At 68.7% G+C, this 19,295-nt stretch carries 19 protein-coding genes and 1 riboswitch; of the genes, 13 read left to right on the plus strand and 6 right to left on the minus strand.

The genetic code is table 11. The features are described 5' to 3' along the window. Positions 1-50 precede the first annotated feature (50 nt). Positions 51-1,553, plus strand: coding sequence for a glycerol kinase GlpK (gene glpK / locus NP80_RS26425; protein WP_006406533.1), 1,503 nt, complete (start codon positions 51-53; stop codon positions 1,551-1,553). Positions 1,554-1,634: 81 nt separating this feature from the next. Beyond that, on the plus strand, positions 1,635-2,351 hold the full coding sequence (locus NP80_RS26430) for an MIP/aquaporin family protein (RefSeq protein WP_006398355.1): 717 nt from the start codon (positions 1,635-1,637) through the stop codon (positions 2,349-2,351). Between the two features lie 108 nt (positions 2,352-2,459). Here the strand turns inward: NP80_RS26430 and NP80_RS26435 are convergent, their stop codons facing one another. From NP80_RS26435 to NP80_RS26445, 3 genes are read right to left on the minus strand one after another with little or no spacing between them, the layout of a single operon-like run. Further along, on the minus strand, positions 2,460-3,695 hold the full coding sequence (locus NP80_RS26435) for an NAD(P)/FAD-dependent oxidoreductase (RefSeq protein WP_006409493.1): 1,236 nt from the start codon (positions 3,693-3,695) through the stop codon (positions 2,460-2,462). 4 nt (positions 3,696-3,699) lie between these two features. Next, positions 3,700-4,008 (minus strand): non-heme iron oxygenase ferredoxin subunit, encoded by a 309-nt coding sequence (locus NP80_RS26440; RefSeq protein ID WP_006406535.1) that lies wholly within the window; start codon positions 4,006-4,008, stop codon positions 3,700-3,702. Between the two features lie 35 nt (positions 4,009-4,043). Then, positions 4,044-5,159 (minus strand): fatty acid desaturase family protein, encoded by a 1,116-nt coding sequence (locus NP80_RS26445; protein WP_370445537.1) that lies wholly within the window; start codon positions 5,157-5,159, stop codon positions 4,044-4,046. 143 nt (positions 5,160-5,302) lie between these two features. On the opposite strand from NP80_RS26445, the gene NP80_RS26450 reads away from it, so the two are divergent. From NP80_RS26450 to NP80_RS26470, 5 genes are all read left to right on the plus strand, one after another. After that, entirely contained in the window at positions 5,303-6,364 is a 1,062-nt protein-coding gene (locus NP80_RS26450; RefSeq protein ID WP_006406537.1) for a LacI family DNA-binding transcriptional regulator, read from the plus strand. 162 nt (positions 6,365-6,526) lie between these two features. Next, positions 6,527-7,603, plus strand: coding sequence for a xylose isomerase (locus NP80_RS26455; protein ID WP_223852576.1), 1,077 nt, complete (start codon positions 6,527-6,529; stop codon positions 7,601-7,603). After that, complete coding sequence (locus NP80_RS26460; protein ID WP_006406539.1) at positions 7,600-8,427, plus strand: TIM barrel protein; 828 nt, start codon at positions 7,600-7,602, stop codon at positions 8,425-8,427. Before NP80_RS26455 ends, NP80_RS26460 begins: the two co-directional genes overlap by 4 nt. A gap of 56 nt (positions 8,428-8,483) precedes the next feature. After that, positions 8,484-9,470, plus strand: coding sequence for an inositol 2-dehydrogenase (gene iolG / locus NP80_RS26465; protein ID WP_035946270.1), 987 nt, complete (start codon positions 8,484-8,486; stop codon positions 9,468-9,470). Between the two features lie 97 nt (positions 9,471-9,567). Continuing rightward, positions 9,568-10,254: an HAD family hydrolase gene (locus NP80_RS26470; RefSeq protein WP_006406541.1), complete on the plus strand. Its 687-nt coding sequence runs from the start codon at positions 9,568-9,570 to the stop codon at positions 10,252-10,254. 99 nt (positions 10,255-10,353) lie between these two features. On the opposite strand, the gene ribB is transcribed toward NP80_RS26470, so the two are convergent. The 3 genes from ribB to NP80_RS26485 all read right to left on the minus strand — a co-directional run bounded on the left by ribB (position 10,354) and on the right by NP80_RS26485 (position 13,617). After that, positions 10,354-11,064, minus strand: a complete 711-nt coding sequence (gene ribB, locus NP80_RS26475; protein ID WP_006406542.1) for a 3,4-dihydroxy-2-butanone-4-phosphate synthase — start codon at positions 11,062-11,064, stop codon at positions 10,354-10,356. A 118-nt stretch (positions 11,065-11,182) separates the two neighbouring features. Next, positions 11,183-11,331, minus strand: a riboswitch (FMN riboswitch). 165 nt (positions 11,332-11,496) lie between these two features. Beyond that, the gene (locus NP80_RS26480; RefSeq protein WP_006398345.1) at positions 11,497-12,180 is read right to left on the minus strand and encodes a helix-turn-helix domain-containing protein; all 684 of its coding nucleotides are present in this window, start codon (positions 12,178-12,180) and stop codon (positions 11,497-11,499) included. Positions 12,181-12,441: 261 nt separating this feature from the next. Then, complete coding sequence (locus NP80_RS26485) at positions 12,442-13,617, minus strand: MFS transporter (RefSeq protein ID WP_006410266.1); 1,176 nt, start codon at positions 13,615-13,617, stop codon at positions 12,442-12,444. A 142-nt stretch (positions 13,618-13,759) separates the two neighbouring features. Between NP80_RS26485 and NP80_RS26490 the strand changes: the two genes are divergently transcribed. The 6 genes from NP80_RS26490 to NP80_RS31170 all read left to right on the plus strand — a co-directional run bounded on the left by NP80_RS26490 (position 13,760) and on the right by NP80_RS31170 (position 19,227). Next, on the plus strand, positions 13,760-14,692 hold the full coding sequence (locus tag NP80_RS26490; RefSeq protein ID WP_006410265.1) for a LysR family transcriptional regulator: 933 nt from the start codon (positions 13,760-13,762) through the stop codon (positions 14,690-14,692). Between the two features lie 221 nt (positions 14,693-14,913). Further along, positions 14,914-16,287 carry a tRNA (N6-isopentenyl adenosine(37)-C2)-methylthiotransferase MiaB gene (miaB, locus tag NP80_RS26495; RefSeq protein WP_006406545.1) on the plus strand — a complete coding sequence of 458 codons (1,374 nt, stop codon included), beginning with the start codon at positions 14,914-14,916 and terminating at the stop codon, positions 16,285-16,287. 69 nt (positions 16,288-16,356) lie between these two features. After that, positions 16,357-17,403, plus strand: a complete 1,047-nt coding sequence (locus NP80_RS26500; protein WP_006398340.1) for a PhoH family protein — start codon at positions 16,357-16,359, stop codon at positions 17,401-17,403. A gap of 154 nt (positions 17,404-17,557) precedes the next feature. Then, the gene (gene ybeY, locus NP80_RS26505) at positions 17,558-18,334 is read left to right on the plus strand and encodes an rRNA maturation RNase YbeY (protein WP_035946922.1); all 777 of its coding nucleotides are present in this window, start codon (positions 17,558-17,560) and stop codon (positions 18,332-18,334) included. Between the two features lie 12 nt (positions 18,335-18,346). Next, a complete protein-coding gene (locus NP80_RS26510) occupies positions 18,347-18,979 on the plus strand; it encodes a gamma-glutamylcyclotransferase (protein ID WP_006398338.1) in 633 nt (210 codons plus the stop codon). Continuing rightward, positions 18,970-19,227, plus strand: coding sequence for a hypothetical protein (locus NP80_RS31170; RefSeq protein ID WP_006410270.1), 258 nt, complete (start codon positions 18,970-18,972; stop codon positions 19,225-19,227). Before NP80_RS26510 ends, NP80_RS31170 begins: the two co-directional genes overlap by 10 nt. Positions 19,228-19,295 lie beyond the last annotated feature (68 nt).

The following is a 19,295-nucleotide window of genomic DNA, read 5'->3' on the forward strand; positions in this document are numbered from 1 at the left end:
CGCGGCATACGGCGCGCATCACAACTAATCCACGGATGGAGATGAGAGACATGCAGGACCAGTACATCCTCGCGCTCGACCAGGGCACGACGAGCTCCCGCGCGATGCTGTTCGATCGGCAGGGCAATATCGTGTCGATCGCGCAGAAAGAGTTCGAACAAATCTACCCGCAGCCCGGCTGGGTCGAGCACGACCCGCAGGAAATCTGGTCGACGCAGGCGGGCGTCGCCGCCGAAGCCGTCACGCGCACCGGCCTGAACGGCACGTCGATCGCCGCGATCGGCATCACGAACCAGCGCGAGACGACGATCGTCTGGGATCGCGAAACGGGCCAGCCCGTCTACAACGCGATCGTCTGGCAGGACCGCCGCACCGCCGACTTCTGCGATTCGCTGAAAAAGCAGGGGCTCGAAGCGAAGGTGCGCGCGAAAACGGGCCTGCCGATCGACTCGTACTTCTCCGCGACGAAGATCCGCTGGATCCTCGACAACGTGCCGGGCGCGCGCGACAAGGCGCGTCAGGGCAAGCTCGCGTTCGGCACGGTCGACAGCTGGCTCGTGTGGAACTTCACGAAGCACGAGCTGCACGTGACCGACGTGACGAATGCGTCGCGCACGATGCTGTTCAACATCCATACGCGCCAGTGGGACGACGAGTTGCTCGAACTGCTCGACATCCCGCGCAGCATGCTGCCGGAAGTGAAGGCGTCGTCGGAGATCTACGGCCATACGAAAACCACCGTGTTCGCGTCGAAGATTCCGCTCGCGGGCATCGCGGGCGACCAGCACGCGGCGCTGTTCGGCCAGATGTGCACGACGTCCGGGATGGTGAAGAACACGTACGGCACCGGCTGCTTCCTGATGATGAATACCGGCGACAAGCCGATCGAGTCGAAGAACAACCTCGTGACGACGATCGCCTGGCAGATCGGCGACGACGTGCAGTACGCGCTCGAAGGCAGCATCTTCATCGCGGGCGCGGTCGTGCAGTGGCTGCGCGACGGCCTCGGCATCATCAAGACGGCCGCCGAGATCGAAGCGCTCGCCGCGAGCGTGCCGCACAGCGACGGCGTCTATCTGGTGCCCGCGTTCGCCGGCCTCGGCGCGCCGCACTGGAACGCGCGCGCACGCGGCTCGCTGTTCGGCGTCACGCGCGGCACGCGCGACGCGCATCTCGCGCGCGCGGCGCTCGATGCGATCGCGTATCAATCGCTCGACGTGCTGGCCGCGATGGAAGCCGATTCGGGCATCAGCATCGGCGAGCTGCGCGTCGACGGCGGCGCGAGCGCGAACAACCTGCTGATGCAGTTCCAGGCCGACCTGCTCGGCGTCGATGCGGTGCGTCCGCAGATCACCGAAACGACGGCACTCGGCGCCGCGTATCTCGCGGGCCTCGCGATCGGCTACTGGAAGAATCTCGACGAAGTGCGCAGCCAGTGGCAGCTCGATCGCCGCTTCGCACCGTCGATGCCCAAGCAGCAGGTCGAGCGCTGCATGGCCGGCTGGCAGCGCGCGGTGCGTGCTGCAAAGGCCTGGGCCGACGACGCACAGTAAGCGCCGCGTCGCGAACGACACAACAACAACGCCGGCGGACCGCGCATTGCGCGAGTCCGCCGCGATCTACGAGAGACAAACATGTCACCCTATATCGCAGAATTCATCGGCACGGCGATCCTCGTGCTGCTCGGCAACGGCGCGGTCGCGAACGTCCTGCTCGCGAAGACCAAAGGCAAAGGCGCCGATCTGATCGTGATCGTGATGGGATGGGCGATGGCCGTATTCGTCGCCGTCTACGTGACCGCATCGTTCAGCGGCGCGCATCTGAACCCGATCGTCACGATCAGTCTCGCGCTCGCCGGCAAGTTCCCGTGGGCGAAAGTCGGCGGCTACGTGCTCGCACAGATGCTCGGCGGGATGGCCGGCGCGCTGCTCGTCTGGCTCGCGTATCGCCAGCACTTCGCGAAGGAAGCCGATGCGGACCTGAAGCTCGCGGTGTTCTGCACCGCGCCCGCGATCCGCAGCGTCACGCATAACGTGCTGACCGAAGCGATCTGTACCTTCGTGCTGATCCTCGGCGTGCTCTATCTCGCGTCGCCGCAGGTCGGACTCGGTGCACTCGACGCGCTGCCCGTCGGCCTGCTCGTGCTCGGCATCGGCATCTCGCTCGGCGGCCCGACCGGCTATGCGATGAGCCCCGCGCGCGACCTGTCGCCGCGCATCATGCACGCGCTGCTGCCGATCCCCGGCAAGCGCGACAGCGACTGGCGCTATGCATGGGTGCCGGTGATCGGCCCGCTGCTCGGCGGCGCCGCGGCCGCCGCACTGTATCTGCATCTGCACACGACGGTCTGAGCGACGTCGTACGTGCGTCGAAGCGCGCGGCACACTCGGGGCCGCGCGCTTCGGCCACGCACCCTCCTTCCCTGCGCCCGGCGCCGCACGCGCCGCGGCTCCTTCATCTCAGCGCAGCAGCGATTTCAGCTTCACGCCGGTGTCCGCGACGTCGGCCGGCGTCACGTCCGCCGCGCGCTCGACGAGCATCCTCGCGACCCGCATCTCCTTCACCCACGCGGACGCGCAGCCGAATCCGCTCGCCGCGACGAGCCGCGCCTGCGCATCGAAATGGAAGCGGATTTCCGCGTCGTCGTCGAGCACGCGCGCGACGGTCCGCTCGCCGAGCGCGGGCTCGCCGACGACCTGCAGTTGCGCGTCGTACTGATCGGACCAGAACCAGCGCACGTCGCGATACGGTTCGCCGGCGCCCAGCATGTTGCGCGCGGCGACGCGCGCCTGCGTCTCGGCGCCGTGCCACGTCTCCTGCCGCACGCGACGTGCCGACCGGCCGCCAGGAAACACCGCGACGTCGCCGGCCGCGTAAATGCCGCGCGCCGACGTCTCGAGCCTTTCGTCGACGACGATCCCGCGATCGACCGCGAGCCCCGCGTCGCGGGCGAGTTCGTCCGCCGGCTCGATGCCGATCCCGACGACGACCGTATCGGCGATCAGCATGTCGCCGTCGTCGAGCATGACCGCGAGCGCGCCGCCCGCCGTGCGCTCGATTGCGACCGGCGCGCGATTGAGCCGGATCGCGACGCCGTGCCGAACGTGCAGCGCATGCACGCGCGCCGCGATCGTGTCCGGCACCGCGCGGCCGAGCACGCGCGACGCCGCGTCGAGCACGGTCACGCGACAGCCGCGCTGGCGCGCCGACGCCGCGACTTCGAGCCCGATGAATCCGCCGCCGATCAGCACGATGCGCGCATCGCGCACGAGCCGCGCGCCGAGCGCCGCGGCGTCGTCGAGCGTGCGCAAGGCGAGCACGCCGTCAAGATCGGCACCGGGAATCGCGAGGCGCCGCGCGCGGGCGCCGGTCGCCAGCAGCAGCGCGTCGTACGCGAACGCGCGGCCGTCCGACACGCGTATTTCGCGCGCCGCCGGATCGATCCGCTCGACGGTTGCGACGATCGGCTCGATCGCGTCCGCACGCCAGGCGTCGCGATCGCGCAGCGCGCATTGCGCGGCACTGCGCTCGCCGGTCAGCACGCCTTTCGACAGCGGCGGCCGTTCGTAGGGCAGATGCGGTTCCGCACCGATCAGCACGATGCGCCCGCGCCAGCCGTGTTCGCGCAGCACCTGCGCCGCACGGCCGCCCGCGTGGCCCGCGCCGACGATCGCCATCACGCGGTCGTTCGTCATGCCGTCATACCTCGATCAGCACACGGCCGTCCTCGATCCGCGCGCGATACGTGCGCAAGCGCTCGCATGCGGGTGCCGACAATGCGCGGCCGTCGCGCACGTCGAAGCGGCCGTTGTGCTTCGGACATTCGATCACGTGGTCGATCACGAGGCCGTCCGCGAGATGCACGCGTTCGTGCGTGCACATCCCGTCGCTCGCGTACACGTGTCCGTCGATCCGGTAGATCGCGTACGTGCGGCCGTCATGGTCGAAGCGCACGACGTCCTCGTCGTCGATGTCGTCGAAGCCGACGGCGTCGATCCATTGCGTCATGATGCGTGTCTCCTTCGTTGGCAGTTGAATGAACGTCATGCGCGCGCCGCATCGGGCACCGGCCGCACGACGTGATGGGACGGATCGCGCGTCTGCCGGATCAGCGCCGGCACGATCTCCGCGTAGGCCGCGAGCGTGCTCGGATACGGCGGCGGCATGTCGGCCTTCACGGCGTCGTGCAGCTTCGGCAGCGCGTGGAACGGCACCATCGGAAACATGTGATGTTCGACGTGGTAGTTCATGTTCCAGTACAGAAAGCGGAACACCGGATTCATCATCACGGTCCGGCAGTTGCGCCGATGATCGAGCACGTTCTCGGGCATGCCCGCGTGCTGCGTGAGCCCGAAGTAGAGGTACAGCCACGCGCCGTACAGGCTCGGCAAGCCGACATACAGCAGCGGCAGGATCGTTCGCGCATACAGCGCCGCGCCGATCGCGAGCGCATGGATCGCGAGGTGGATGCGCGCCTCGCGCACGACCTTCGGCCATTCCGATTCGGGCACGTAGGTCTGCTCCTCAGCGTCGAGCCGGCCCGTGAACGCGGCCGCGATCATCTTGCGCAGCTCGCTCGCGACATGCTTGAGCGCGATCACGTTCAGCGCGAGCGCGAGCCAGTCGGTCGGCTTCGGTGCGGCGATTTCCGGGTCGCGGCCGACGACGAGCGTGTCCGTGTGATGGCGTGCATGGCTCCAGCGCCACACGGTTGCGCGGCGAAATACCTGGAACGACGCGACCTGATAGAGCACGTCGTTCATCCAGCGCGTGCGAAATGCGGTGCCATGCCCGCACTCGTGCCAGCGCGAATCGGCCGGGCTGCAGTAGAGCGTGCCGTACAGGAAGAACGCCGGAATCGCCCACGCCGAATGCGCGCGCCACGCGAACCATGCGAGCACGCCGCTCGCGACGATCGACGCGTACCAGGTCAGCGTGTCGCGTATCGCGCGTGCATCGCTGCGCTGCATCAGCTGCTTCATCAGCGGCCGCGGCACCGCGCACCGGTACCACTCGGCATTGACCAGCCCGGCGGCACGCGCGCGCTCGCCCGCGCCGCCGATCATGCGGTATGCGTGACGGCGTGCCGCCGCGGGGCGCCGGTGCAGGTCGTCGTCGGTATGGGTCACGCGTGTCTCCCGATTCTCGTTCGCCGGCATGCGCACCTTGCGCACCGGCATGGAAGCGAAATTAGGCGACCGCCCTGCCCCGCTCAATCGAAACGTTGACGAAATTTCGCCATCGCTTTAGCGTTGGCGCACAACGCCACGCGATGCTGGCGACGACAACGATGGAGACGACCATGGCCGACCCTTCCGGTCCGCGCTGGCGCAAGCGCACCGCGCGCTTCGACGAGATCGCCGCGCTCGCGGGTGTCAGCACGACGACCGTCGACCGCGTGCTGAACGAGCGCGGCAGCGTGTCGGCCCGCGCGCGCGAACGCGTGGTGGCGGCCGCGCGCCAGCTCGGCGTGCCGCGCCAGCTGCCCGACACGCGGCACGGGCTCGTCCACGTCGACGTGCTGTTGCCCGACACCGACGCGCCGTTCTTCCACCGGCTGCAGCAGGCGCTGCAGCGCTCGCTGCAGATGCTCGACCGGCGCGTCGTCGTGCATCGAACCATCGTCGCCGCCGCCGACGACGCGCGTGCCGCCGCGCTGATCGAACGTCCCGCATACCGGCGCGCGGCGCTGATCGTCACCGCGCACGACACGCCGCGCGTGCGCGACGCGCTGACCGCCGCGATCGCGCGCGGCGAGCACGTCGTGACGATGGTGACGGACATCGGCGGCATTGCTCGCGTCCACTATGCGGGCATCGACAACTACCGCGCCGGACGCACGGCCGGCTACTACATCGGCCGGCTCGCCGCGCGGCCCGGGCGCGTGCTGCTGCTCGGCGGCCGCATGGCTTACCGCGCGCACGCGCAGCGCATGGCCGGCTGCATGGATCAGCTCGGCGAAGCGTTCGGCGCGTTGCGCTGCGACGCGCCGATCGAAACGCTCGACGAGGACGACCGCTGCTACCGCGCGGTCACGAACGCATTGCGCGCGGGCGACGAGGTCGCCGCAATCTACAACAGCGGTGCCGGGTCGGCCGGCATCGAAGCCGCGCTGCGCAACGCGGGCGCGGCCGGCCGCGTCGTCTGGATCGGGCACGAGATGCTCGATCAGCACCGCGCGTATATCGAGGCCGGTTCGATGGACATCGCGATCGACCAGGACCCGGACGGTCAGGCGATCTCCGCGCTGCAGCACGTGCTGCACGCGTGCGGCATCGTCGAGCAGCGGCCGCCCGCCGACCCCGTCGAATTCCGCGTGTTCTGCGCCGCGAACGTGCGCACGAGCGCGTATCTGCCGGCCTGACGCGGCCGCGCGGCGCGCGTGATGCAGCGCGCGAAAAAATCGACGGCCGCGTTGGCGATTTTTCGTCAACGTTCGTCATGCAATGCGCGCCGCGCGGCCGTACAGTTGGCAGCCATCCAGTTCAACACGGTTCGACACCGGCTCAACGACGGACGGCAGACGATGGCTGACACGATCCTCATCGGCGTGAATCTCGACGGCGTGCTCGAGCACGACGGCTTGCCGCCGCCGACGCCGGCCGAGCGGTTCCGGATGATCGCCGACGCGCGCGTGTTCGACTACGTCGAGAAGAACCCGGTGAGCGGCGAAGATCTGACGCCGTACTTCGCGCTCGTCGAGCGCCATGCGCTGCCGATTCGCGTGATCGGCGGCATCTGGCGCGCGGGCCGCGACGATGCGCACGTGGCCGAAATCGTCGATGCGGGCGCGCGCTTCGGCAGCACGGTGCTCAACTGCCAGCTGCATGCTCATCACGCCGACGGCCATCCGCTGTCGGACCGCGAAGTCGCCGACTTCTACCTGCGCACGTACGAACGCGGCGAGCGCGTCGGCTGCCTGCCGTGCCTCGAAGTGCACGTCGACATGTGGAGCGAACGCTTCATGCGGATCGCACGCGTCGCGCGGCACGTCGAGCAGGCCGGCGTGCCGTTCCGGCTCACGCTCGACCATTCGCACCTGCTGTTCAAGATCGGCAATCGCGCGGAACTCGACGCATCGGGATTGCACGGCACGGCCGAGCGCATGCGCGAGAGGCTGGACCCCGCGTCGCCGTCGGCCGTCTACACCGAATGGATCGCGCGCGGCTGGGTCCGGCATGCGCATGCGCGCAGCGTGATCCCGAACAATCCGGACAACCGCTCGATGCGCCGTGCGGACGGCCGGCCGGGACGCGGCATCCAGTATCCGTTCGTCGCACCCGCGCCCGGCACCTATCACGATGCCTGGCATGCGGGTGCGCTCGACACGTGGAAGGCCGCGCTACGCGCGCTGCTGCAGTCGCAGGTGCACGCACGGCCTGTGCAGGTCGAGCAGATCAGCTGCGAATTCATTCCGTTTCCCGACTACGGCGGCGGCGCGCGCTACTCGATCTTCGACAACAACGTCGCGTGCGCGCAGTGGCTGCGCGACACATGGCACGCACTCGCCGCGACGCCGGACGATACGCACGGCGATGCGGCCGCGCACGACGTCACCCGTTTCGCTCACGCTTCCGTTCGACACCAGAGGACCGCACGATGACGCAAGCCTTCCATTTCTCGCTGAACCGGATCTGCGCGCCGCACATCCCGTTCGATCGCTATGTCGCGCTGTGCCGGCAGCTCGGCATCGACGCGATCGAGATCCGCAACGATCTCGACGGCGCGGAGCTCGCCGACGGCACGCCGGCCGCCGCGATCCGTGCGACGGCCGAAGCCGCCGGCGTGACGATCCTGACGATCAATGCGCTGCAGCGCTTCGACCAGTGGAACGCAGCGCGCGCGGACGAAGCGACGCTGCTCGCCGACTACGCCGCGCAATGCGGCGCACGCGCACTGGTGCTGTGTCCGACCAACAGCCGCGACGATGCGCGCGATGCCGAGACGCGACATGCCGATCTCGTGAACGCGCTGCGCGCATTGAAGCCGATCCTCGAAGCGCGCGGGCTGCTCGGCTTCATCGAGCCGCTCGGCTTCGAAGAATGCGCGCTGCGCCGCAAGTCGGACGCGGTCAAGGCGATCTACGCGGCGGCCGGAGAACCGGTGTTCCGTCTCGTGCACGACACGTTCCATCATCACCTCGCCGGCGAACCGATCTTCTTCCCGAATCTGACGGGACTCGTTCATCTGTCGGGCGTCGAGGACGACGACCTGCCGGTCGAGCGGATGCGCGACGGCCATCGTGTGCTCGTCGGCCGCGCGGACCGGCTCGGCAACGTGCGGCAAGTGCGCGAGCTGCTTGCGCGCGGCTATCGCGGCGCGCTGTCGTTCGAGCCGTTCGCCACCGAGATCGCGCAGGCGCACGACATCGCCGCGCGGCTGCGTGCGAGCATCGACTACGTGCAGGGCGAACTCGAGCGCCGCTGAGCATGCGCACATGCGCGCAACCGACAAGACAAGACAAGACAAGACAAGAGAACACGATGATCGAATTCGCACTGTTCGGCGCCGGCCGAATCGGCAAGATCCACGCCGCAAACCTCGCGCGCCATCCCGGCGCGACGCTGAAGTACGTGGTCGACCGGCACGCACCGTCGGCCGACGCACTCGCACGCGCGCACGGCGCGCAGGCCGCCGACGTCGAACGCGCGCTCGGCGACGCATCGGTCGGCGCGGTCGTCATCGCGTCGAGCACCGACACGCATGCGGACCTGATCGTCGCGGCCGCGAACGCCGGCAAGGCGGTGTTCTGCGAGAAGCCGGTCGACCTCGGCGTCGAACGAGCGCGCGAATGCGCGCAACGCGTTCGGCAAAGCGGCATCACGTGCATGATCGGCTTCCAGCGCCGCTTCGATCCGACCTTCGCCGCGCTGAAGGCGCGCGTCGAGCGCGGCGAGATCGGCGATCCGGAAATGCTGATCGTCACGAGCCGCGATCCGGGCGCGCCGCCGGCCGACTACATCCGCAGCTCGGGCGGCATCTTCAAGGACATGCTGATCCACGACTTCGATGTGTTCCGCTGGATGCTCGGCGACGAAGCGCAGACGTTGCATGCGACCGGCAGCTGCCTGACCGATCCTGCGGTGCGCGATGCGGGCGACATCGATTCGACGGCCGTGACGATCCGCACGCGACGCGGGCTGCTGTGTCAGATCAACACGTCGCGTCGCGCCGCGTACGGCTACGACCAGCGCTTCGAACTGCTCGGCAGCCGCGGGATGCTGCAGGCCGGCAACGTGCGGCCGACCGAAGTGAGCGTGTGGTCCGCGCAGGGCATCGCGACGGACGTACCCGAGCCGTTCTTCCTCGAACGCTATCGGCATGCCTACGCGGCTGAGCTCGCGCATTTCGTCGACGCGCTGCGCGACGGCACACAGGTTCGGACGACGATCGACGACGGGCTTGCGGCGCTCGAGCTCGCCGAAGCCGCGACGACGTCGTGGCGCACGGGGCGCGCGATCGACCTGTGATGTGTGCAGTGCGGGGAAGCGCTCACGGCGCGTCGGCGAAAGCACGTATCATGTGCGGGACGATCGGCGCCGCCGACTCCCCCGCTTCTTCACCATCATGCTCGATCACCTCATCTGCGACTGCGACGGCGTGCTCGTCGACAGCGAAGTCATTGCCGACCGCGTGCTGCTCGACACGCTGTCCGCCACGTTTCCCCACCTCGATTTCGAAGCCGCCGCGAAAACCGCGTTCGGCCAGCAGACGTCGCGCTTCCTCGCCGGGCTCGAAGCGCGCTTCGCGATCCGGATGCCGGAGAACTTCCTCGAAACGATCGAGCACAACATCGAAGTCGCGCTCGCGCAATCGCTCGCGCCGATCGCGGGCGTCCGCGATGCGTTGCTGAAGGTCACGCTGCCGGCCGCGGTCGTGTCGAACAGCCGGCTCGCGCGCGTGCGCAATTCACTGAAGCGCGCGTCGCTCACCGAGATCTTCGGCGATCGCGTGTTCAGCTCCGAACAGGTCGCGCGGCCGAAACCGTACCCCGACGTGTATCTGTACGCGGCGCAGACGCTCGGCGTCGCGCCGGAGCGCTGCATCGTCGTCGAGGACAGCGTGTCGGGACTGAATGCCGCACGTGCGGCCGGGATGAAGACGATCGCGTTCGTCGGCGCGAGCCACATCCCCGACAATTACGCGGACGTGCTGCGCGGCATGGGCATGACGCGGATCATGCGCGACATGCGCGAGTTGCCGGCGCTCGTCGAGGCCGGGATGCGCGGCGAATTCGGCGACGTGCAGTCCTGATCGGGCGCGCGCCGGCCGGCACAGACGCCGGCGTTGGTCGGCCGCCGTCGGCGCAGGCTGTTTCGATGGGCGCGCGCCGACGCGCGTGCCGTTCCCGCCTCAGGCCGGTTCGCAGCAGCGTTCGCGTGCCGCTGCGAGCGCCGACCGGAATTCGACGAGTTCCGCGATGGTCAGCATCGGCAATCCATGCTGCTTGGCGAAGCGCTCGACGTCGTCGCCGCGCGTCATCGTGCCGTCCGGATTCATCAGCTCGCAGAGCACGCCGGCCGGCTTCAGCCCCGCGAGGATCGCGAGGTCGACGGTCCCTTCGGTATGGCCGCGGCGCGCGAGCACGCCGCCCGGTTGCGCGCGCAACGGAAAGACGTGGCCGGGCCGCACGATGTCGTGCGGCTTGGCGTCGTCGGCGATCGCGGCGCGGATCGTCGTCACACGATCGGCGGCCGACACGCCCGTATGCACGCCTTCGCGCGCCTCGATCGATACGGTAAAGGCCGTGCCGTTGCGGCTCTCGTTGGTCTGCACCATCGGCGGCAGCTCGAGCGCGCGCACCTTCTCGTCGGTCAGGCAAAGGCAGACGATCCCGCTGCATTCGCGGATCAACAGCGCCATCGTTTCGGGTGTGATGCGCTCGGCCGCGACGATCAGATCGGCCTCGTTCTCGCGGTCGTGGTCGTCCTGCAGCACGACGGCGCGGCCTGCGCGCAACGCGTCGAGCGCGGCGGCGATGCGCGGCGGCACCGGTTCGGCATCCAGCAACGGGAGATCGGCAAAGGCGTCGGCCGGTGCCGACGAAAGGGACATCAAGGACATGTGAAACGCTCCTCGCAAATACGATTTGGGCGAAAAACGTTTCAGGGCATTGCAAACAGACAGAACGACAACCCGCTTCGCATGCGACGCGAAGCGGCCCTGACGGACGTGACTATCTGCACATCTTCTCTCATCCGGACTGTGACCGTCGGCTCTGGCATTCGACCAGATCTGCTGACCCCGCGCGGTTGCACGGGCGCTCGCGGGCTCGTCGGCTGACGCCGACCTACCGCCGGTGGGGAATTTCGCCCCGCCCTGAAGACGCACTGATTGCCGGCTGCGGCCCGCGATCGAACGACGCGGGCCGCAGCCGGCGGGGCCAAGCATACAACAGCCGCGCGCACCGCGCAGCGAATCGCGGACAAAACCCTACCGACGACGACGTCTAAGCGCGTCGCCCGATCGATCGAGCCTCGTTCCGCGCAACGACACTCAAACGGCAGCGTGTGCGGCGTCCGGCACGAGCCAGCGCGGCGGCACCTCGGGGCTCACCGTCACGCGGAAGGCGCGCGCATCGCTGTCGCCGGGATTGCGCAGGCTGTACGGCTGATCGGCGTCGAACACGATCGCGTCGCCGGTCGCGAGTAGCTGGCGCCGGTCGTGCACGACGACTTCGAGCGTCCCCTCGCTGACGACGAGGTTCACGGTCGTGCCCGGCGCGCGACGCACGCCGGGCTCGGTATGCAGCGGCGCGATCCGCAGTTCGTGGAATTCGGCCGCGACGGGCTCGCCTTCCGGATAGAGCGCGCGCGCCGAAAAGCGGCCGTTCGAGCTGACCACGCGCGATGCGCGCTCGGCGGGCAAGTGCTCGAAGCCGTTCACGGCATGACGGCGCAAGAACGCGGCGACCGACACTTTCAGCGCGGCCGCCACTTTGCACAGCACCTTGATCGACGGCACGCTGCGCGCCGACTCGATCTGCGCGAGCATCGCGCGCGACACGCCGGACAGCCGCGCGAGCGCGTCGAGCGACAGTTGCCGCTCGGCGCGCAGCCGCGCGAGATTCACGCCGACGATCCGCTCGAGCGCGTCGAACGAAGCGGACGTCTGCGCGTCGGCCGCCGCGCCGGACTCGAAGGAAGACACATCGCGCACGAGCGCCAGGGGTGAAGACATAACGTTGCCTCCGGGCCGCGGCGCGGCCCTGCGAAAGGGTAAGCCGGAATCGACATGGCGCCCGTCAGGACGCGTACCGACACGCTATCACCGCGCTTCGCACGGCCAAACGAAGTTATCTTCACACCGTTATCAGCATCGCGGAGGAATGCGTTTCGGCGGCGTCGGTTTGCCTGCGAAACGGACGCGGGCCGAGCGGGCCGCACCTTGCCGGCCGCACCTTGCCGGCCGCACCTCGCCGGCCGCACCTCGCCGGCCGCCCTATTGCGCCGTTGCCGCGCAGTCGCGTGCCGGCCCGCGCGCGTCGAGCCGCATCGCGAGCCACGTGACGACGAGCGCCGAGAACGTCACGGCGACAGCGACCCACGGCAGCGCATCGAGCGCGAGCCCGTGATCGAGCGCCAGCCCGCCGAGCCACGCGCCGCCCGCATTGCCGACGTTGAACGCGCCGATGTTCAGCGTCGACGCGAGATGCGGCGCGCTCGCGGCCTTCTCGACGACGCGCGCCTGCAGCGGCGGCACCGTCGCGAACGCGGCGATTCCCCACACGAATACGGTGACGGCGGCCGCGACGGGCAGATGGCTCGTCTTCGCGAACACCGCCATCACGGCCATCAGCGCGACGAGGATCGCGATCAGCGACGGCATCAGCGCGCGATCGGCGAGCCGGCCGCCGAGCGTGTTGCCGACCGTGAGCCCCGCACCGAACAGCACGAGGATCAGCGCGACTGCGCGCGGCGAATAGCCGGACACGCTCTCGAGGATCGGCGCGATATACGTGAACACGACGAACACGCCGCCGAAGCCGAGCACCGTCATCAGCAGCGCGAGCCACACCTGCGGCTCCTTCAGCACGCGCACTTCGTGGCCGAGCCCGACGGGCCCGCTGTCGTGCCGGTTCGGCACGAGCGCCGCGATGCCGGCCAGCGACAGCACGCCGAGCGCGGCGACGATCCAGAACGACGCGCGCCAGCCGAGCAGCTGCCCGACGAACGTACCGAACGGCACGCCGAGCACGTTCGACAGCGTGAGGCCCGTGAACATGAGCGCGATCGCGCTGGCCCGCTTGTCGGCCGGCACGAGCGACGCGGCGACCACGGCGCCGATCCCGAAGAACGAGCCGTGCGCAAACGACGTGACGACGCGCGCGACCATCAGCATCGTGTAGCCGGACGCGGTTGCGCACAGCACGTTGCCGACGATGAAGATCGCCATCAGCAGTTGCAGCGCGAACTTGCGCGGCATGCGGCTCGTCAGCACGGCCAGCAGCGGCGCGCCGACCGCAACGCCGAGCGCGTAGCCCGTCACGAGCAGGCCCGCCGACGGCAGCGACACGGCCAGATCGTGCGCGACTTCGGGCAGCAGACCCATGATGATGAATTCGGTGGTGCCGATGGCAAAGGCGCTGATCGCAAGCGCCAGCAACGGAATGGGCATGAGGGTTCTCCGGTAAGGGGCGGACGCGGCACCGGGGCCGATGCCGCATCGCACAAGTTCGTGCGCGCATTGTCCCGAACGCGCCGATATTTGATAATTGGCGCGGCGTTTGAACCATTTTCAAAAGATTCTGGAAAATCGCATGGATCGACTCGGCGACATCCGGCTGTTCGTGGAAGCGGCCGAACTCGGCAGCCTGTCGGCGGCCGGACGCAAGCTGAACCTGACGCCGGCGGCGGCCAGCGCGCGACTCGCGAAGCTCGAGGCGAAAATCGCGACGCGGCTGTTCGAGCGTTCGACGCGGCAGCTGCGGCTCACCGACGAAGGGCGGCTGTACCTCAACTGCTGCCGGCAGGCGCTGCAGGCGCTCGACGACGCCGACGCGATGCTGCAGGAAGGCCGCAACGTCGTCGGCGGCAAGGTGCGGCTGTCGTCGACATCCGATTTCGGCCGCAACCAGCTGCTCGACTGGCTCGACGAATTCACCGCGCGGCATCCCGACGTCACGTTCTCGCTGACGGCGTCCGATTCGTCGTCGAATCTCTGGCAGGACGAGATCGACCTCGCGATCCGCTTCGCGGCGCCGCCCGACGGCGCGCTGGTCGCGCGGCGGCTCGCCGCAAACCGGCGCGTGCTGTGCGCGGCGCCGTCGTTCGTCGAACGCTACGGAACGCCGGCCGACCCGACCGATCTAGCCCGATTTCCGTGCAACGTGATCACGATCGCATCCGGGCCGATGAACACCTGGCGCTTCACGCGCGGCGACGAGGTGCAGACCTACACGGTGCCGATGTCGAACGCGTTCGAGACCAACGACGGCGGCCTCACGCGCGAATGGACGCTGCGCGGGCACGGCATTGCGCTGAAGTCGCTGTGGGACATCGCCGACGACGTGCGCGCGGGCCGCTTGCGCGTGCTGCTGCCGGAGTGGCGCCACCAGGACGCGCCGCTGCACGCGATCTATCACAGCAAGCGCTACATGGCGCCGCGCGTGCGCGTGCTGCTCGATTTTCTCGCCGAGCGCTTCGCGCGCGAGGAAGCGGCGCTCGAGGATCTGCTGAACGCATGCCGGTGACGGCCCGCGTTCAGCGCACGAAGGGTCGGAACGCCAATGCGGGTGTCGCAGGGCCACCACCGGGCGGCCGCGTCGGCCCGCGCGAAAAGCTATAATGGAAGGCTTTCCCGACGGCTTTTCCTGCGCCACGCGCGACCTGCGCAACCGGGCGCCGCGACGCGCTGCCGTCCCGATTCACCTTTGACACGCCCCCAGGTCAACCACTGCGAACGGCGAACCCCATGACGAAGAAAGTTTACGTAAAGACCTTCGGCTGCCAGATGAACGAGTACGACTCGGACAAGATGGTGGACGTACTGAATGCGGCCGAAGGCCTCGAGAAGACCGACTCCCCGGAAGACGCGGACATCATCCTGTTCAACACCTGCTCGGTGCGCGAAAAGGCGCAGGAAAAGGTGTTCTCCGATCTCGGCCGCGTGCGCGAGCTGAAGGAAGCGAAGCCCGATCTGCTGATCGGCGTCGGCGGCTGCGTCGCGAGCCAGGAAGGCGCGTCGATCGTGTCGCGCGCGCCGTACGTCGACCTCGTGTTCGGCCCGCAAACGCTGCACCGCCTGCCGCAGATGATCGACGCACGCCGCACGAGCGGCCGCGCGCAGGTCGACATCACGTTCCCCGAAATCGAGAAGTTCGATCACCTGCCGCCCGCGCGCGTCGAAGGGCCGACCGCGTTCGTGTCGATCATGGAAGGCTGCTCGAAGTACTGCAGCTACTGCGTCGTGCCGTACACGCGCGGCGACGAAGTCTCGCGCCCGCTCGACGACGTGCTGACCGAAGTCGCGGGTCTCGCCGATCAGGGCGTGCGCGAAGTCACGCTGCTCGGCCAGAATGTGAACGCGTATCGTGGCGCGCTGACGGCCGGCTCGTCGGAGGTCGCCGATTTCGCGACGCTGATCGAATACGTCGCCGACATTCCGGGCATCGAACGGATCCGCTATACAACCTCGCATCCGAAGGAATTCACGCAGCGGCTGATCGACACGTACGCGAAGGTGCCGAAGCTCGTGAACCATCTGCACCTGCCGGTGCAGCACGGTTCGGACCGTATCCTGATGGCGATGAAGCGCGGCTACACGGTGCTCGAATACAAGTCGGTGATCCGCAAGCTGCGCGCGATCCGTCCCGACCTGTCGCTGTCGACCGACCTGATCGTCGGCTTCCCCGGCGAAACGGAAGAGGATTTCGACAAGATGATGGCACTCGTGCACGACATGCGCTACGACACGAGCTTCTCGTTCATCTACAGCCCGCGCCCCGGCACGCCGGCCGCGAACCTGCACGACGACACGCCGCGCGACGTGAAGCTCAAGCGGCTGCAGCTCGTGCAGGCGACGATCGAGGAAAACGTCGCGCGCATCAGCCAGTCGATGGTCGGCAAGGTCGAGCGTATCCTCGTTGAAGGGCCGTCGCGCAAGGATCCGAACGAACTCGCGGGCCGCACCGAGAACAACCGGGTCGTGAACTTCCCGGCGCCGCTCGCCGCGCATCCGCGCCTGATCGGCCAGATGATCGACGTGAAGATCAACCACGCGTATCCGCACTCGCTGCGCGGCGAACTCGTGCTCGTCAGCGACGACGCGAGCGCAGCCACGCACTAGGCCCGGTGCGCTGAAACGCATGCGTTTCCGCGCCGCCGGCCGCCAGCCCAACAGGAGCCCGACGCCACTTTGAAGCCCGCTCAAGCACTGGAATTCACCGCGCCGCGCGACGACAACGCGCGCCTCGCGAATCTCTGCGGCCCGCTCGACGAAAACCTGCGGCAGATCGAACAGGCGCTCGATGTCACGCTCGCGCGACGCGGGCACCGGATCGCGATCCGCGGGCGCGGCGCCAAGCTCGCACTCGCCGCGCTCGAAAACTTCTACAACCGCGCGCGCGATCCGCTGTCGGTCGACGACATCCAGCTCGCGCTCGTCGAAGTACGCCACACGAGCGGCAACGGCCGCCAGGACACGCTCGACGTGCGTTTTCGCGGCGACCCCGATCATCCGTTCGACGAGCCGACCGTCCAGCTCGACGACGACGAGGCGCTCGAGGAGCCGGCGCCGAAGCTCTACACGCGGCGCGCCGATCTGCGCGGCCGCACGCCGGCGCAGCGCGAGTATCTGAAGCAGATCCTGTCGCACGACGTGACGTTCGGCATCGGGCCGGCCGGTACCGGCAAGACCTATCTCGCGGTCGCATGCGCGGTCGACGCGCTCGAGCGCGATCAGGTCAAGCGCATCGTGCTGACGCGTCCGGCCGTCGAGGCCGGCGAGCGGCTCGGCTTCCTGCCGGGCGATCTCGCGCAGAAGGTCGATCCGTATCTGCGGCCGCTGTACGACGCGCTGTACGACCTGCTCGGGTTCGACAAGACCGCGAAGATGTTCGAGCGCCAGATGATCGAGATCGCGCCGCTCGCGTACATGCGCGGCCGCACGCTGAACCATGCGTTCATCATCCTCGACGAAGCGCAGAACACGACGCCGGAGCAGATGAAGATGTTCCTCACGCGGATCGGCTTCGGCTCGAAGGCCGTCGTGACCGGCGACACGAGCCAGGTCGATCTGCCGCGCGGCCACAAGAGCGGCCTCGTCGAGGCGCAGCAGGTGCTCGGCGGTGTGCGCGGCATCGCGCTCACGCGCTTCACGAGCGCGGACGTCGTGCGTCACCCGCTCGTCGCGCGCATCGTCGAGGCGTACGACGATTTCCACGCGCAGCACAAGGACGCCTAACGGGACGCGTGAACACGCCGAACGCGCGAAGCGCGACCGGACCCGGCCCGCTGGTGCGCGCCGGGTCTTTTTTCGTCCGCGCACGGGCAGCCGGAATTCGGGCGCAATCGACCGTTTGGTGTATCCTCATCGCGTTCCAATCGCCGTACGCGTCATGAAATCCACCCGTTCTCGCAAGTCGGGGCGCGCCGAGTCCGCCGCGTCCGAATCCACCCGCGTGTCGCTGTTCGATGCGAAGGGCAAGGCCCGCACCGTGAAGGCGCAGGGGCTGCGAATCGACTTTCCGGACGGCCGCAGCCTGATGTTCGACCTGTCGGGCAGCTCGGGCGACGCCGCCGTCGCGATCGTCGCGCAGCACAACGATCCGGCGATGCGCGCGAAGCTCGCGCTGCAGCCCGAGCATTACGACAGCCTCACGTTGCACGTCGGCGCCGAACCGGCGCCGCGCGACGAAGACGACGATGGCGAGCAGCGCGAGCAGGAACTCGACCTGTCCGTGCAATACGGCGACGAAATCACGAGCGCGGTGCGCAAGACGCTGCCGAAGCGCAAGCTGATCGCCGAATGGCTCGCGCCGGCGCTGTTCGCGAACGCGCAGATCACGGTGCGCTTCGTCGGCGAAACGGAAGGCCGCACGCTGAACGCCGGCTATCGCCACAAGGACTATCCGACCAACGTGCTGACGTTCGCCTACGATCCGGCGCCGGACGGCACCGTGATCGGCGATCTCGTGCTGTGCTGCCCCGTCGTCGAGAAGGAAGCGCGCGAGCAGGACAAGCCGCTCGCGGCCCACTACGCGCACCTGCTCGTGCACGGCGCGCTGCATGCGCAGGGCTACGATCACGAGACGAGCGACGAGGACGCCGCCGAGATGGAAGCGCTCGAAGTCGACATTCTCGCGAAGCTGGGCTTTCCGAACCCGTACCGGTAATCCGGCCGAACGATGCAGAACGCCGCGACGCTCCCACCCGCCTACCCGCCGTCGATCGGCGAAGGCCGTCTGCTGACGGAAGAGGAGCTTGCGGCGTCGCTGGCGCAGACGATGCGCGACTGGGACGGCCGGCAGGATCTGTGGCTGTTCGGCTATGGCTCGCTGATCTGGAATCCCGGCCTGCCGACGGTCGCCGCCGTGCGCGCGAAGGTGCACGGCTATCATCGCGGGCTCTATCTGTGGTCGCGCGTGAACCGCGGCACGCCCGAGCGGCCGGGCCTCGTGCTCGCGCTCGATCGCGGCGGGTCGTGCGCCGGCATCGCGTTCCGCCTCGCAGGCGCGACCGCGCAGCCGCATCTCGAAACCCTGTGGAAGCGCGAAATGCCGATGGGCTCGTACCGGCCCGCGTGGCTGCCGTGCTCGCTCGAAACCGGTGAACGCGTGACCGCGCTCGCGTTCGTGATGCGTCGCGACGCGCCGACGTACACGGGCAAGCTGCCCGATGCCGTCGTGAAGGAAGTGTTCGGCTGCGCGGCCGGCCGCTACGGCACCACGCTCGATTACGTGAGCCGCACCGTCGAAGCGCTGCGCGCGAGCGGCATTCCGGACCGCGCGCTCGAAAGCTTGCTCGCGCGATGCCGATGATGCGCCGCGCTGCGCGTCCCGCTCGCGCTGCCGCGCCGCTGTGCGCGGACGGCCGCCGTGCGGGGCCGACAGATGCTGCGGCCCTCAATTCGCGGCGGGTGCGCGCCGGTTTCGCTTTCCGACTGCGCACCGTCGCGCTGATCGCCGCCGCCAGCGTCGCGCTGTCGGGCTGCGGCGTGTTCGGCTGCGGCGGCGCCGCGACCAACGGCGCGGCCATCGGCGGCTGCTCGGCCGGCATGCGGTTCTGAACGGTGCGCGGCACGGCGCACGCGTGCGGCGGAATGTCGCCGGCGCGAGCCGGGCGGCATCCGGCGCG

Source organism: Burkholderia multivorans ATCC BAA-247, assembly GCF_000959525.1.
GTDB classification, from domain to species: Bacteria; Pseudomonadota; Gammaproteobacteria; order Burkholderiales; family Burkholderiaceae; genus Burkholderia; species Burkholderia multivorans.